The sequence below is a fragment of the Chryseobacterium oryctis genome (assembly GCF_025971925.1).
Taxonomy (GTDB): domain Bacteria; phylum Bacteroidota; class Bacteroidia; order Flavobacteriales; family Weeksellaceae; genus Chryseobacterium; species Chryseobacterium oryctis.
Genome location: NZ_JAPDHV010000001.1, coordinates 692,198 through 707,327, shown reverse-complemented (window position 1 = coordinate 707,327; position 15,130 = coordinate 692,198). Strand labels below are relative to the sequence as shown.

Sequence of the window (15,130 nt, the reverse complement as noted above, 5' to 3'; positions counted from 1 at the left end):
ATTTGTATATGATAATTAAAGAATTATCTCTTAGCGCGTGATGCACTTACAGTTAAACTCTTTCTGCCTTTAGCTCTTCTCGCAGCCAAAACTCTTCTTCCATTTGGCGTAGACATTCTTTCTCTGAAACCGTGTTTGTTTCTTCTCTTTCTTTCTGATGGCTGGAATGTTCTTTTACTCATTACTATATGTTTAAATCGTAATTATCTATTAATTTTCAGGTTGCAAAGATATAGAATTTTTTATTAGGTACAAATTTTAATTGTTTTTTTTGTGATAAAATTCAATAAAAAAAATAAATTGTTTTGAGAAAGGCCATACAGCCTATTTTAATTTGCTCGGAGAGAAGCCAAAATGTTTTTTAAAGGCTGCGCTGAAATTAGAAATTGAGGTATATCCTGAAAGTTGACTAATTTCGTCAATTGTTAGTTCAGAATCGGTAATATATGTTTTTGCATTATTCATTCTTATGGTTTGTAAATAGGTGAAAATTGTGCATCCGAAAATTTCCTTGAACAATTTTTTTAATTTGGTTTGGTTGATTCCTACTCTTTTTGAAATTTCTTCAATAGTAAGAGGTTTTTTAATGTTTTCATTAATTAAAGAGGCGGCAAGGTGTACAATTTCTTTGTCTCTATTTGATATTTTAGGTTGCTTTTCGTTGCTATGGTTTTCTAAAGTATGAGCTAGAATTTCATAAATTTTAGATTCAATATATATTTTTCTTGTAAGACCTTGGTATTGGCATGAATTAATGTCCTGAATGGCACACAAGATTGGAGGGGTAATATATATTTCGTTATTGGTATAGCCTAAACTTTTACCGTCTGATATATGTTTTATGAAATTATCTAATTTTTTGTTTTCTCCATAATATTTTAGAAATACGTTTTTAGAAAAATGAATATCAAATGTTTTGTATTCTGATTTTTTTTCAAAATAGATGTCTGATTTTTCATCTGTAGCTCCAATGTGAATCAGGTTTCCTGTCATCGAAGATACTTTTTCGGAGTCTAAGAAATGATTTTTATAACCAATACCATTTAAGGATAGATTAAAATGTAATTCTAGTATTTCTTGGTTTTCCTTACAATTTAAAATGAGTTCATCATCATTTATATAATAAAGATTTTTAGAAATTTTTATTTCAGAATTAATTAGTTCTTCTTCAATAATAAATCTATTATTTCCTAATTCAAAATCAATATTTTTTTCAACGTATTGATTTTGTTCTTGTTTACTGTTGATGATGTTTATTAAATCATCTGCATTCATTCTGTACGTCATAAAAATCTCTTTTAATAAAAAAAACAACCAAATTCATAACTGGGTGAATTACGTTGTAAAATATCTTTGCACAAATATATTATATTAATTAATTCTAAATAAAAATAAATTGTGTTAAAATTTATTATTCTTTGTTTTTTACTGTTTCAAACTACAGTGTTTGCATGTGATTTTTCTTTTAGTTCAAAAGATAGAGAAAGCAAAGTGGTAAATAATACAATTCGAAATATGTATGATTTGGTTACAGATACGGTGAAGAAAGAATCAAAAATAGAAGAAGTCGTTCTGCAATTAAATTCCATTAAACAAAAATTAGAAAATACGCCTTTTTCAGTTCAGGTTATTGAAATGAAAAATGAACATAATAAGGCTGGTGATGTTACCAATGTACTTAACAGAACAACAGGAATTAAAATAAGAACAGATGGTAATTTAGGCTCTACAGCACAAATAAATCTGGGAGGTTTACAAGGAAAAGCGATTCGATTGTTTAAAGATGGAATCCCGATTGAATTATTCGGACACGGATTTAACATAGGGACGATACCTACCAATCTTTTAGAAAGAGTGGAAGTATACAAAGGTTCAATGCCTGTTTATTTAGCTTCGGATGCTTTGGGAGGAGGGATTAATTTGGTAACAAGAATTCCTAGAAAAACAGGAGCAGAAGTTTCTTATGAAATAAGTTCTTTTAATACACATCGTGCTACAGCCAATGTTTTTATTGTTAGCAATGATAATCCGTCTCAATATTTTGGGATGAATTCTTCTTATAACTACTCAGATAATAATTATAAAGTAGATGCACCATTTACGGATTTTCAGACAGGTCAACAATATAAGAAAACAGTGAAACGATTTCATGATCAGACAAAATCTTTTTTTGGAGAATTTTTTACGGGATTTAGAAATACAAATTGGGCAGATGATTTTAGAATATCTTTCATATTCTCGGATTTCTATAAGCAAATTCAGAATGATGCTATGATGAAATCTGTTTACGGAAAAGCTTTTTCTAATGAACAAAATTATACTTCAATTGTATCCTACAACAAATCTTTTCTAAATAATAAACTGAAAATAAATTCAACTCTTAATTATAGTCATTTCGATACCAAATTAATTGATACAGCCAGAGTACGTTATAATTGGGATGGTGAAATTATTAGAAATAATCAGCAAATAGGTGAAATTAATAAAGGAAGTATTCAGAGATTGAACTATGATTTGTTTTCAACACGTTTTAATGCTTCTTATCAAATACATTCCGATCATGTATTAGAGTTGGGAGAATTATTTTATCATCAAAGAAGAAAGGGAAGTGATCCGCTAGGCGCAATTTCTCCTCAATATAATATAGATGTATTGGAAATTCCTGCTATATACCAGAAAAATATTTCCGCTTTTTCGTTGCGTTCACAGTGGTTTAATCAAAATTTGGAAAGTATAGTTGCGGCGAAACACTACTTGTCAAAAACTAGAGGATTTACAACCGATAAATATAGTTTTGCATGGGAATCTTCTCAATCAAACAGCAAGTTTGGATATTTATTCGGACTGAAATGGAATAATGACAAGTATTTATTGAAAGCTTCATTTGAAAAAGCAATACGCTTACCAGATGAATCAGAGGTTTTTGGGAATGGAGTTTTAATAAAAGAAAATCTTGATCTCATTCCGGAATCGAGTCATAATGTAAACTTTAATGCACAGTACGCCTACGGAAATCAAAATAATAACGGAACTGTAGCACTAAATTTATTTTATCGTAAAGTAAAAGATGCTATTTTTCTTCAACCAGATATTCCGTACAGTCGTTATATAAATTTTCATCAGGTTAAAATCCTCGGTTTTGAAATAGAAGCCAATTATAATTTTAAGAAAATTGTAGATATTGGCTTTAATGGAACTTATCAGGATATAAGAAGAATAAACGAAAAACCTTCTTTCATGATGTATGAAGGTTCTAGAGTTGCTAATATTCCTTATTTGTTCGGGAATTTTTTTGTAAACGGAAATATCAATAATCTTTTTGCAGAGTCAGACAAACTAAGTTTAAGGTGGAATATGAACTATGTTCATCGTTTTTATCTTACAAGTATTCCTAAAGAGCAGGAACCATCTTTATTTGGAACAGCAGATCAGGTAAGCTCTGATTTAATTACACCTAATGATGGTAGATTGGGGCAGATTTCTCATGAAGCGGGTATTTATTATCAATTCTCTAATAAAAAAATAAGTACATCATTCGAAGTATTAAACCTTACCAATAATAAATTGTACGACAATTTTAATGTTCAAAAACCAGGAAGATCATATCATTTTAAAATCATATACAATATTTTCTAAAAAAGTAATTATGAAGAATAGACTATTATCAAAACTATTTATTGTTTGTTTATTAAGTTTTCTATTTGCTTCTTGTAGCAATGATGATAACGATAACTCATCACAAAAACCACCTATAAACACTGATGAACTGCCAAAAGATGAAACTTGGGTTATTTTTAACGGAACTGAAACTTGGGCAGGTGGAATTTACGCACTTGGTGATAACAAATCACGAGAAATTAATTTGGCTTCTGTTCCTTTTTATCAATTGGGGTATTCTGCAGGTGGAAGAGTAGTAGATAATGTGTTGTATAAAAAAGATGGAGCGACATCAAACGATTATGGAATCTCGAAATATAGCCTTTCTGGAGGTAAATTTTCTCCAAACGGCTTTGTAAGTACTCCTAATAATACTTATGAAACTAACTTTTTAGTTGTGAATAATACGGAAGGATATTATTGGGATTTATCTGCGGGTGGATTAAAGGTTCAGAAGTTTAACCCATCTACAATGCAAAGAACGGGTGAGATCGATTTTTCTTCTTTGTCTAATGGAAGTCAGTATGAAGCGGCAGGACAATTGATTTTGGCTAAGCGTGATAATAAATTGTTTGTAGATGTGCAACATGGTACTAAAACTAGCGCTTGGCAAGTAACTCCAACTGTAAAGAAAGTTGAAATTGCAGTTTACAATTTAATAACTAATGAAATAGAATCTGTTACAGAACATGCAGGGGCTACAAATTTGGGGCTTTTCGCAGATCATGTTTTATGGAGCATAGATGAGGTTACAAAAGATTTGTATGTTGTTGCAGTAGGAGATATGCGTACGCAAACTCCGGCATCTAGAATTCTGAGAATTAAAAATGGGGAGACAAAATTTGATCCTACATTCGAATTAAAAATTTCAGATTATCAGTATCCAAGCGATTTTAATAGAATTTTTGCATACGATAGTAAAATCTATACAACAATTTCTGGAAGAGCAACGTCATATTACGGAGGAGGTCAGCATGGTGTAACGTACAGACAAGATATTTGGTATTGGACGGAGATTGATGTAAATACCAAAAAAGCAAAACGACTGAGTAATATGCTTCCTGATAATTTTTACTCTTATCAAAATCCATTTTATCATAAAGGGAATATTTATTTCGTAACGAATAATGCATCAGAAAACTTCTCTGGCGTTTATCAGTACAACCCGAAAAATGGAGAGGTTAAAGAAACATTTCGTTTAAAAGGAAGTGGTCGTTTAATGGGATTCAATATTTTACAGAATTAATTATAATGAATTTTATAAAAAGAATTATTCTCATACTCAGCTATATTTTTAGGTTATTTTTAGCCTATGTATATATCCCCCATGGGTATGAGAAATTAACTTCAAAAATCAACCCTCAGGAATACATAGATTTTGGTCTTGAGGGAGATTTTTTAGAGTTTTATCTGATTTGGGAAAGAACCAATTTTATTTGGGTGATTGGTGTTGCACAATTAATTGGTGGGGTATTACTTGTTTTTAAAAGAACGTATTTTTTTGGAGCAGTCTGGTTGCTTCCGGTGAGTATAGGAATGTTCTTTTGTCATGTATTTATAAGCCATGCTGCAGATTTTCTGTTTTTCGATCTTATTGTATTGCTCCTGAATCTTTATTTGCTCTTAGAAAATTTTAATCTTATAAAGTCAACTTTCTTTCAAAGACAAAAGACTTGGATATAAAATATATTAATATGAAAAATTTAGAACAACTAAACACGTCATTTAATCTTTTGCTCAACCTATTGGTGAGAGAACAGAATAATTGGTATTTTATTGATATTATACCACGGTACGATGAAGATTTGAAAGGCTATATGCAGTCTTGTGAGGAGAATGATTTTATACGTTTTGATGCTAAAGACCAAATCATTTATATCCCAATTTCTTTTAAATCCTTAACAGGAATGCACATTTTTGCGGATAGAATAGGGCTAAGAAAAGAAAATTTTGGTGAGATTTCTATATTAAAAGCTCAGGAAGCTGTTTTGATTTTATTGCAAGATAGCTATCCTCATTTAAAAGAGTCACAATTAATTTCTTTTATTGAAACTCTTCCTCATACTTATGATAATGCTGTTAAGAATCAAATTCTTAATATAACACCAGACTTGGCTAAAGCTTCTAAAAATGAAAATTTAAAAGAAACAGGCGGGATTTTTTTAAAAAACTGGATAAATGAGTATAGTTCGTTAGATGATTTGAAAGAATTTTCTCTTTTACTAAAAAATTATGCTACAAAAGGTGATATAGGAAATAAGGATGCTACCGTAAAATGGCTGAAGAATTACACCACTTGTTTACTTGAAAAAATAGCAGAAGAATATTTTCAAAATAATAAAATTGTTTCACCTTGCCTTTTCAATTCGAAACTTTTTGTAAGTGAAATTGGAGAGCCTTTAGCAATTGAGTTTTTTGATGATAGTTTGTCTTTTCACACTTCTGACATAACTCAATATTACAATCCGAAAAAAATTGAACGTTTTTTACAATCTCAATTACTTACATTCCATTTATTTCCTCTTATACGTTCCATTGCTTTGTTGGGGATTTTGGAAGAGAAAGATTTAATTAAAGCAGTAGATGATACTATTTTGCAATTCAAAAACAGAAATGAATATCCTATTGATTTTATTCTTCATCACAAAATATTAGTAGATAATTTTCTGCCTTCCATGATGCCTGATGAAAATTCAGAACATATTTTTATTCAGAAGCACATTCATAATCATGTTATTAACAATAGGTATTATGCTGATGAACTCATTAAGCCGAAAAAGGATGGGCTGGTACATAAAAGATATTTTGAAAATAGTTCAATGGAAATCGGTATTCGTGCTTTTAATATTGAGACCGATTTAGAAATTTTGTATGATTGGGTAAATCAGGATTACGCAAAGAAATTTTGGGAAATGGAAGGTCCGATTGAACAGCTTGAAGAAGCCTATATAAAGCATTTAGGTGTAGATTATTCTCATCCATATATAGGAACACTAAACGGGGAACCGATTTTCACTTTAGAACTTTATTGGGCTATTAAAGATGAAGTTGGAAAATATTATCCTTTTCAACCGGGAGATTACGGATTTCATATGTTGATTGCGCCGGCAAAAAAAAGAATTAAAAATTTCTCATACTATGCGCTTACCATGTGTATGGAACATTTTTTCTCATATAAACAGGTGAAAAGAATGATAGGAGAGGCCTCTGTAGAACATCAGGGGACTCATAATTTAATCACAAAAGTTGGTTGCGAATTCAATAAGGCATTGAAGCTTCCTTATAAAACCTCTAATCTCACTTTCTTGAATAGAGAAATGTACCAGGAAGCTGTAGAAGAAGTTTTAGAAGAATCTTGTACAGACATTTATCTTAAAGTATAATTAAAGTAAATACAATGAAACACCAAATATACGACATAATAGGAATTGGGATTGGTCCATTCAATTTAGGAATGGCGGCTCTTGCAGATCAATTACCATTAAAAACCATTTTTTTTGACCAAGAACCCTCTTTTGACTGGCATAGAGGATTGATGATAGAGGGAAGCAAGTTGCAAGTTCCTTTTATTGCAGATCTTGTCACTTCAGTAGAGCCAACCAATCAATACAGCTATTTAAATTACCTTATTGCCAAAAACAGATTGTTTAAGTTTTGTATAAAAGAAACATTTTATATCACTCGTGCAGAATATAATGATTATTGCAAATGGGTTGCTGCACAGCTCCATCAACTTCACTTTTCTCATCGTGTTGAAAGTATCGAATACAGTGAAAAAAACGGAGAAAGAATATACGAAATTGCAGTTCATGATTTAATCAATCGCACTACTAAATATTATTATTCCAAAAATTTGGTTGTAGGAACGGGTACTGTTCCGTGTGTGCCTAAATTTGCAGAGCATTGTTCTCATGAGCGAGTTTTCCATTCTTCGCAATATACCTACAGAAAAAAATATATTAAGCCAAATAGCAGTATTTCTATTATAGGATCGGGACAAAGTGCCGCTGAAATTTTTAAAGATCTCTTGCAAGGAATTGACGAAAAAGAACTTAAGCTTAATTGGATAACCGAAGCAGATAGATTTTACCCAATGGAAAATTCTAAGCTGACGTTTGAACATACCTCACCAGATTATTTATCGTTTTTCCATTCTTTGTCGGATAAAAAACGTCACGAAATTGTGAATAATCAGGATGTGCTGTACAAAGGTATCAATCAGGAATTGATAGATGCCATTTATGATGACCTTTATGAACTCGATTTTTTAAGAGAAACTCCATTACCTGTTACAATTTTAGCGAATACCAGATTACAAGCTCTTGAAGGAGATAAATATTCAGGTTTTGAAATGTTTTTGAAAAATAAAGTTGTCGAAAAATCTTACCAGCTTCCAACAGATTATGTGATATTGGCAACAGGTTACAAACATCATCAACCTCAATTTTTGAATGGAATAGATGATTTAATCCGTCGCGATAGTTTGGGTAATTGGAGAGCAGATGAGGTGTTTAATATTAATTCTGTTGAAAGAAGTTTGTACATACTTAACGCAGAACTTACTTCTCATGGTATTTTAACTGCAGATTTAGGAATGGGACCTTACCGAAATGCTGTGATTTTAAATGATATATTAGGATATGGACATTTTAAATTAGAACAAAAAATAGCCTTCCAAGATTTTGGTGTTCCAAAAAAATTAGAGTTATCCAGAGCCTGATTGTTAAAAAATGAGTACTACTTTTACTGAAACGAGCAGAAGGTTTATCCCGTTAGATATCATTAAAGCTATTGGTGTTTTTATGATGATTCTTATGCATGTATTTATTATGTATGGTTCAGAATCAACTATTTATTTCAATAATTTTAGTCAGTACCTGCTTTTTTTTATTGAAGGAATTGGTGCTCCGATATTTGTATTTTCAATGGGTGTGTCAATATTTCTATCTAAAGATAAATCCATTAGACAGGTTTTTACTCGAGGATTAAAACTATTTGTTTTAGGATATATTTTAAACTTTTTAAAGTTTTACCCCACAATTAAAGTGTTTCAGGTCTTTCCTGAAGCACTTTTTACAGAAACTCATCGAGTGAATGACTTCAAAGGGTTTGTAGAATTTTTATTAATCGCAGATATATTGCAATTTGCGGGTTTGGCATTTATTATTGGTTCTGTATTAAAAAAGATAATAGAGAAAATTCCGTTGTTGGGAGTTTTACTATCCATAATTATTTTTGTGGTTTCACCATATCTCTATATTCATGATCCTGATTATATTCTGAGTTTATTCTACGGAAAAGGGTTTAATGTGTATTTTCCATTATTTCCGTGGTTAGGATTTGTGTTATTAGGGATGTCAATTGGTTATTATATTAGAAAGTTTGTAAACGGAAAACATTTAAAAACCTTATTTTATTTATTACTAACATCGGGTTGTTTACTTTATCTGTTGGGATTATATAGCATTGATTTTAATTTGAAAAAATATTTTTCTACAGATTATTATCATAAAGAAACAAATGTTTTGCTAATGTATAGCGGACAAATTATGGTGATATTTTCCTTAATGTATCTAGTTCATAAATATTTGTCGGAAAAGATGATAGCATTTAGCATTTTTTCTAGCAAGAATGTTACAACCCTTTATGTTATCCAATGGATTTTGATTTATTGGGGATGGTATTTTGTAGAATACCAGTCACAATCATGGAATGGAGTAATTGTAAGTTTTCTCATAGTTTCATTACTCACATTTAGCATTACATTTTTAAAAAATTACTTACAAAAATTATTGTATGAGCGTAGAAATTGTAGAACTGTCATTGCAGGTGAAAAATAAAACTTATCTCACACCTCATTATCTTCGGGTATACCTTGAGGGAGAGAATATTAAGGAAATAGAAAATTCAACAATTGGAGTGAATAACAAAATATGCATTCCTCCAAAAGGTGTTGATCAAATTTATTTTCCTAGATTGGATGACAGCCATAGCAAATGGATTTATCCTCCCAAAGAAGTTTGTCCAGTGATTAGAACATATACACATAAAGGAGTCGATTTCACAAAAAATGAAATTTGGATAGATTTTGTAGTTCATGGTACAGAAGGCATTGCTTCATCATGGGCGCAAAATGCTAAAGAAGGTGATAGGTTGGGTGTTTTAATGGTAAAAGATTCTATCGAATTATATAAAAGAACTGAAAATTATGTATTGATAGGAGATTCAACAGCTATTCCTGTAATTAGTTCTATTTTAAAAGATTTGCCTGAGGAAGCTAAAGGAGTTTGTATTATTGAGGTTTTTACAGAAAATGATATACAAACGTTGGAAACCAATGCTTCTATTGAATTTAAATGGATTTTTAATGAAAACCCACACGATGGAAGCGAATTGTATAATACAGTTAAAGAAATTCAGTTACCGAAAGAAAATAAACTAGCCTATATTGCTGCAGAATATACAACGGTTAAAAATTTACGCCATTATCTAAGAAAACAACTTTTATGGAATGTAGATGAGGTGAATGCATATTCTTATTGGAAAATAGGAGCATCTGAAGATAAATCTGAGGTGCAAAGAAGAAAAGAACATGAATAATTTTAATTAAAACAATTTTTTTATAATTAAAAATAATATTAAGTGATTAGCATAAAAGCTCTATCTTTGGTGACTCAATTTTAAAGAAAAAATTAAACATAATGATGTTTACACCAGCTGAACTTTTAGAAATCAATACATTACTTATACCAGAAAATAAAATAGTAATCCTTACTCATTATAATCCGGATGGAGATGCTATTGGTTCCAGCTTTGGTTTGAAACATTATTTGAACGCAAAAGGAATTCACGCTGAAGTTGTGGTTCCGAATGATTTTCCGAAATTTTTGAAATGGATGCCTGAATCTAAAAAGGCAATCATCGGAGAATACAAAAGAAAAGTAGCATTTGATTTAATCAATGAAGCAGATGTGATTTTTTGCTTAGATTTTAATTCTCCTTCAAGAATAGGATTGTTGGGAGATTGGCTTACAAAAGCTAAAGCTAAAAAAATTCTTATTGACCATCATCAACAACCGGAACAGTTTGATTTTGTTTACTCTGATACCATAATTCCTGCAACTTGCCAGATGATTTATCATTTTATTGAAGCAATGAATGATGAAGAATTGGTAAATAAAGATATCGCAGAATGTCTTTACACAGGAATAATGACAGATACAGGAGGTTTCCGTTTCCGTTCTACAAGTGCGACTACACATAGAATCATTGCAAATCTTATTGAAAAAGGAGCGGATCCTGCAATGATAACTTCCAATACCTGGGATACAAATACCGTTTCTCGTCTACATCTATTAGCTCTTATTTTAGGGAGAATAGAGGTGGTTAAAGACGGAAAAGTAGCCGTTTTATACCTTACAAGAGAAGAACTTAAAGAATATGGTTTCCAAAAAGGAGATACAGAAGGTTTCGTGAACTATGGGTTGAGTATTCTCGGAGTAAAAATGGCGGCTTTCTTTATGGAAGATTTGTATGAAGATTTCATCAAAATTTCTTTCAGGAGTAAAGATGATATGGATGTTAATCAGTTTTCGAGAAAATATTTCAATGGAGGAGGGCACATCAATGCAGCTGGAGGAAAGTCTCTTGAATCTTTATTAGATACCATCGAAACTTTCAAAGGGAAAATAGAAGGAGAAAATTTATAATAGAATTTATTTTAAATCTTTTTGTAGCCCTTTTCTTCCAATTCTTTACATGTATATTCGTAGACTTCCTGAAACATGATGTCAAGTGATTTTTTGTTGAATAAACTAAACTTCGTCATTTTCGGTGGATCCAAAAATATATCACAAGAATTCGCTTTAGAATACACAGATTTAGCAATTGCCAAATGTAAAATTCGGTCAAATTCTTTCATTAAACTCATATTTTGGAGGCTGTCGTAGCTTATTGAGTTGACGTGTGAAGCAATCAGAAAATCACATTTGTCTACAATGGGTTCAATCGGAAGATTGTCTAAAACGCCGCCGTCAACATAAATTTTTTCACCAATTTTTACAGGCGGAAGAACAAAAGGAACACTTGAAGAAGCTAATAATGGATTAAAAAGTTCACCTTCAGAAAAGAAATCGACAATTCCGTGGGTCATCTCAGTGGCAGCAACATACACTGGGATTTTTAAAATATTAAAGTTATCTTCCGGAAAATGATCTTTAAATAACTTTAAAATGAAGTTTGAACTGAAAATCCCATTTTTTGAAAGTCTAAGATAAGATCTGGAAAAAAATGTAGTTTCTTTCACAATTTTCATCATTTCTTCAGGTGTTTTTCCTAAAGAATAAAATGCTCCGACAATAGAACCCGCACTCGTTCCGGAGATAATTTGTGGTTTCAAATCGTATTCTTCCAAGGCTTTAAGAACTGCAATATGGGCAATGCCACGCATTCCTCCGCCAGAGAGAGTCAGGCCGATAATGGGTTTCTTTTTTTTGAATGTGAAAAAAGCCATTAATATTTTTATACTTTACTAAGATACAGGTTTTTTGAACTACTTTAGGGTTCATCACACTCCGAATCTATTTTTATAAAAAGAGAATTGAATCTGTTATACATTTCTTCATCATGTTCTACCTTTCTAAGATGAGCGTTTACACAATTTCCCCATCCGAATGTGAGAAGATCCGCAATAGCATAATCTCTTTTATCAGGAGAATTAAGATGTTCTTCGAATTCATTCATTATTCTTTCTGGGTTACCATTTTTCTTGCTCATTGCTTCACGAAGTTTTCTCCATTCAGCGAACATTTGAGATTCGTCAGAATTTAATGCTTTTGCAAAGTTTTCACAGCCTTTTGAAAGTTTATGATTAAGTAAAATGGAAGGGTCGGTAAATGCTTGAATTTGTGTTTTTCTGAACTCATATTCATCATTGAGCTCCTGTAATTTTTGAGCTTTTACATTTTGCCAATAAGTGTCTTTTACAACATTTAAACTTTCAATCATTCTTTTCTTCTCCGAAAAATCTTTATCAAGTTTGGCTAAAATTTTATCTTTTTCTGTTCGTACTTCCTGAAGATCTTTCAGATTAAAAACTGAAGGTGTATCCAACAAAGTTCCACTCATGGTAAACCAAAGTTTGTAAGTTCCTTCTAGCTCTTCTTTTGAGTATTTATTAGCATCAAAATAGCCTTTATTGTCACATAACTCAGTGACGAAAGAAAAAGTTTCCTGTTTTACTTCCTCATTTTTTATGCTGTCTTTGGCTATTTCTGAAACAGCGAGACTGTCTTTAGAATTTTTTTCCTGTGATTGGGTTTCTTTTTTACAGCTGAGAATTATGATTAAAGAAAATAAAAGAATTAAGGTTCTCATTACTATTTTTAGAGCATTAAATTTTTTGGCAAATGATGAAGAAGTTCTGTATTGATGATTTCTGCACAAATACTTGGTTTTTCCCAATGTCCGTTGTGTCCGCAATCAAGAACATAAGATTTGATGTTGGTTCTGTCTGGAAGATGTTTAATCATGTGTTCTGTTTTTACAGCATTGTCGTATTTACCAGCTAGAACCAAGATTTTTGATTGAAGATTTTCCAAGACGTGTTTTTTGTCGGTTCTTTCAACCATACCTTTTACAGAAGCCAAAGCTCCCAGATTATTTGTAGAAAGTGCAACTTTCAGAGCGGTTTCTATTTTTCCTTCGAGAACATCTCTTTCGTTTGGGTTGAATAAATTCGGAACACCTGCTCTTGCATAATGAGCAAAGGCATCTTTTATAATTCTGTAGCTTTTTATGCGTTGTTCTTTTTTCTCCTCATCATCGGGAAAATAGGTTGAAAAGAATAACGTTAAACTTTTGAGGGTTTCGGGATATTTTTCGGCAAATGCCAAAGAAGTATAACCTCCCATGGAATGACCTAGCAAATGAATTTTTTCTAAATTTTGGCTGTCAATTACTTTTTTTACCTCATCAGCCATTATCTCCATCGTCTGAACTTCGGCAACGATTTCCGATTTTCCGTGACCGGGTAAGTCTATCTTCAGTAATGAAAAATTATCAGAAAGATGAGTTTCCATATCATTCCAAATAGAAAGATTTTCCATAAAACCATGAAGCAGTACCAAAGTTTCTTTTCCGTTACCTTTTTTCTCGAAGTTTAGCATAATTTCAACTATTAAAAGTGGATGTCAATATAATCTACAAAGCCTGAACCGTTTACCATATCCTGAAGTCTCCACGTTTTACCACCGTCTTTAGACATAAAGGTTTTTGTTCCTTTTCTTGTGTAAGGTTTTCCGTTGTCGTTTTCCGTGATGCTTTGAGTGATTTCTCCTGTGAAATTCATGTGTTTGTCAGAAACTACAGCCATGAAACCTTTTATTTTCACAGAATTTTTTCCAGATGAGATGTTTCCGGAAACAGTGTAATGGTCTCTTTCTCCTTCTACTTGTTTGAAGTCTATATTTCCTGAAGTTTTAATTAAATTATGAGTGAATTTGTGATTTCCATTAAAATCCTTAAAACGATTTTCGCTGTTTTTGGCTCTTATGCTGTCGTTTATTTTTGTTCTTGCAGCATTTATAGAATCAATGATTTTTGTACTGTCAATATCTTTTGAAGTAGGCTGTGCTTCTTTTTTTGAGCACGAAACGAGTAAAGCTGTTAAAGCTACTGCACTTATGAGGTTTTTCATCAAAATAAATAAAATTCTATCTCAAATGTACAGAAAAAAAGAGCATCCTTAAAATGCTCTTTCCGTTTATTGAATTAATTCTTCATAAACTTTCTTTTCCCAAGGTTTGATGTCTGTTACTCCGTAACGTTCTTTCTTGGAAATTGCAATATTATCTAATACATCTACAAAATTTTTATAATTGGCATCTTCTGTCGGTTCTATGATGATGGTGAAGTTCTTTTTTATCGGAGCGTTGTTGTAAGCATCTGAAATGATTTTTGAAATTTTAATTCCGCTAAAATCAGTCTCTTTTAAATTGTTTTTATTTAAATCTTCTTTGCTGTTCTGATGGTAAAATACACGATTGTCTTTTCCTAAAATAAATGTGACTTGATTTTTTGGATGAATGTCATAACGTTGAGGAATCGGGCTTGGATCTTTCGCTGGTAATCCCAAATCCATTACATTAGGTTTGCTAAATGTAGAGGTAAACATAAAGAACATTAATAATAAAAAATTCAAATCTACCATTGGGGTCATATCAACTTTTACATTTTGCTTTTTCTGCTTACTTCCTCCTTGTTGGTTTTTCTCTAGTGCAATAATTTCAGCCATAACTTTGAATTTTAAGGTTAAATATTTTTGATTTAAATGTCTAATTAATATTGATGTGACTAAATTATTACAAAGTCTATTCCTGAAGCCTTTGATTTTTATTGACTTTATTTTGATTTATAAATTTCATGGTGAAAAGATTGTTGAATTTATAAATTCATTGCTTTTTTCTTCTTTTTA

Annotated in this window: 15 protein-coding genes; 8 read left to right on the top strand and 7 right to left on the bottom strand. The window is 31.3% G+C overall.

Features of this window, described 5'->3' with window-relative positions:
• Positions 1-23: 23 nt before the first annotated feature.
• Entirely contained in the window at positions 24-182 is a 159-nt protein-coding gene (rpmH, locus tag OH806_RS03365; protein WP_007843334.1) for a 50S ribosomal protein L34, read from the bottom strand.
• 142 nt (positions 183-324) lie between these two features.
• Positions 325-1,287 carry a helix-turn-helix transcriptional regulator gene (locus OH806_RS03360; protein WP_264742247.1) on the bottom strand — a complete coding sequence of 321 codons (963 nt, stop codon included), beginning with the start codon at positions 1,285-1,287 and terminating at the stop codon, positions 325-327.
• Between the two features lie 204 nt (positions 1,288-1,491).
• On the opposite strand from OH806_RS03360, the gene OH806_RS03355 reads away from it, so the two are divergent.
• The 8 genes from OH806_RS03355 to OH806_RS03320 all read left to right on the top strand — a co-directional run bounded on the left by OH806_RS03355 (position 1,492) and on the right by OH806_RS03320 (position 11,366).
• Positions 1,492-3,636 carry a TonB-dependent receptor gene (locus OH806_RS03355; RefSeq protein WP_264742246.1) on the top strand — a complete coding sequence of 715 codons (2,145 nt, stop codon included), beginning with the start codon at positions 1,492-1,494 and terminating at the stop codon, positions 3,634-3,636.
• A 10-nt stretch (positions 3,637-3,646) separates the two neighbouring features.
• A complete protein-coding gene (locus OH806_RS03350) occupies positions 3,647-4,903 on the top strand; it encodes a hypothetical protein (RefSeq protein ID WP_264742245.1) in 1,257 nt (418 codons plus the stop codon).
• 5 nt (positions 4,904-4,908) lie between these two features.
• Positions 4,909-5,340, top strand: a complete 432-nt coding sequence (locus OH806_RS03345; RefSeq protein WP_264742244.1) for a DoxX family membrane protein — start codon at positions 4,909-4,911, stop codon at positions 5,338-5,340.
• A gap of 11 nt (positions 5,341-5,351) precedes the next feature.
• Positions 5,352-7,040, top strand: coding sequence for a GNAT family N-acetyltransferase (locus tag OH806_RS03340; protein ID WP_264742243.1), 1,689 nt, complete (start codon positions 5,352-5,354; stop codon positions 7,038-7,040).
• A 14-nt stretch (positions 7,041-7,054) separates the two neighbouring features.
• Positions 7,055-8,377, top strand: coding sequence for a lysine N(6)-hydroxylase/L-ornithine N(5)-oxygenase family protein (locus tag OH806_RS03335; RefSeq protein WP_264742242.1), 1,323 nt, complete (start codon positions 7,055-7,057; stop codon positions 8,375-8,377).
• Positions 8,378-8,387: 10 nt separating this feature from the next.
• Positions 8,388-9,497: a DUF1624 domain-containing protein gene (locus OH806_RS03330; RefSeq protein ID WP_264742241.1), complete on the top strand. Its 1,110-nt coding sequence runs from the start codon at positions 8,388-8,390 to the stop codon at positions 9,495-9,497.
• Complete coding sequence (locus OH806_RS03325; RefSeq protein ID WP_264742240.1) at positions 9,454-10,257, top strand: siderophore-interacting protein; 804 nt, start codon at positions 9,454-9,456, stop codon at positions 10,255-10,257. Before OH806_RS03330 ends, OH806_RS03325 begins: the two co-directional genes overlap by 44 nt.
• 104 nt (positions 10,258-10,361) lie before the next feature.
• On the top strand, positions 10,362-11,366 hold the full coding sequence (locus OH806_RS03320) for a DHH family phosphoesterase (protein WP_264742331.1): 1,005 nt from the start codon (positions 10,362-10,364) through the stop codon (positions 11,364-11,366).
• 11 nt (positions 11,367-11,377) lie between these two features.
• Here OH806_RS03320 and OH806_RS03315 read toward each other — a convergent pair whose 3' ends face one another.
• From OH806_RS03315 to OH806_RS03295, 5 genes are all read right to left on the bottom strand, one after another.
• Positions 11,378-12,169, bottom strand: a complete 792-nt coding sequence (locus OH806_RS03315) for a patatin-like phospholipase family protein (protein WP_264742239.1) — start codon at positions 12,167-12,169, stop codon at positions 11,378-11,380.
• Positions 12,170-12,213: 44 nt separating this feature from the next.
• On the bottom strand, positions 12,214-13,032 hold the full coding sequence (locus tag OH806_RS03310; RefSeq protein ID WP_264742238.1) for a hypothetical protein: 819 nt from the start codon (positions 13,030-13,032) through the stop codon (positions 12,214-12,216).
• A gap of 8 nt (positions 13,033-13,040) precedes the next feature.
• A complete protein-coding gene (locus tag OH806_RS03305; protein WP_264742237.1) occupies positions 13,041-13,823 on the bottom strand; it encodes an alpha/beta fold hydrolase in 783 nt (260 codons plus the stop codon).
• Between the two features lie 11 nt (positions 13,824-13,834).
• Positions 13,835-14,353, bottom strand: coding sequence for a hypothetical protein (locus OH806_RS03300; RefSeq protein ID WP_264742236.1), 519 nt, complete (start codon positions 14,351-14,353; stop codon positions 13,835-13,837).
• A 66-nt stretch (positions 14,354-14,419) separates the two neighbouring features.
• Positions 14,420-14,950, bottom strand: coding sequence for an ExbD/TolR family protein (locus OH806_RS03295; RefSeq protein ID WP_264742235.1), 531 nt, complete (start codon positions 14,948-14,950; stop codon positions 14,420-14,422).
• Positions 14,951-15,130 lie beyond the last annotated feature (180 nt).

Excerpts from the sequence above, each read along its gene's own strand:
- OH806_RS03330 (WP_264742241.1), top strand. The coding sequence starts at position 8,388 with ATGAGTACTACTTTTACTGAAACGAGCAGAAGGTTTATCCCGTTAGAT.
- OH806_RS03360 (WP_264742247.1), bottom strand. The coding sequence starts at position 1,287 with ATGACGTACAGAATGAATGCAGATGATTTAATAAACATCATCAACAGT.
- OH806_RS03350 (WP_264742245.1), top strand. The coding sequence starts at position 3,647 with ATGAAGAATAGACTATTATCAAAACTATTTATTGTTTGTTTATTAAGT.
- OH806_RS03345 (WP_264742244.1), top strand. The coding sequence starts at position 4,909 with ATGAATTTTATAAAAAGAATTATTCTCATACTCAGCTATATTTTTAGG.
- OH806_RS03320 (WP_264742331.1), top strand. The coding sequence starts at position 10,362 with ATGTTTACACCAGCTGAACTTTTAGAAATCAATACATTACTTATACCA.
- OH806_RS03310 (WP_264742238.1), bottom strand. The coding sequence starts at position 13,032 with ATGAGAACCTTAATTCTTTTATTTTCTTTAATCATAATTCTCAGCTGT.
- OH806_RS03300 (WP_264742236.1), bottom strand. The coding sequence starts at position 14,353 with ATGAAAAACCTCATAAGTGCAGTAGCTTTAACAGCTTTACTCGTTTCG.
- OH806_RS03335 (WP_264742242.1), top strand. The coding sequence starts at position 7,055 with ATGAAACACCAAATATACGACATAATAGGAATTGGGATTGGTCCATTC.
- OH806_RS03315 (WP_264742239.1), bottom strand. The coding sequence starts at position 12,169 with ATGGCTTTTTTCACATTCAAAAAAAAGAAACCCATTATCGGCCTGACT.
- OH806_RS03305 (WP_264742237.1), bottom strand. The coding sequence starts at position 13,823 with ATGCTAAACTTCGAGAAAAAAGGTAACGGAAAAGAAACTTTGGTACTG.
- OH806_RS03340 (WP_264742243.1), top strand. The coding sequence starts at position 5,352 with ATGAAAAATTTAGAACAACTAAACACGTCATTTAATCTTTTGCTCAAC.
- OH806_RS03295 (WP_264742235.1), bottom strand. The coding sequence starts at position 14,950 with ATGGCTGAAATTATTGCACTAGAGAAAAACCAACAAGGAGGAAGTAAG.
- OH806_RS03325 (WP_264742240.1), top strand. The coding sequence starts at position 9,454 with ATGAGCGTAGAAATTGTAGAACTGTCATTGCAGGTGAAAAATAAAACT.
- rpmH (WP_007843334.1), bottom strand. The coding sequence starts at position 182 with ATGAGTAAAAGAACATTCCAGCCATCAGAAAGAAAGAGAAGAAACAAA.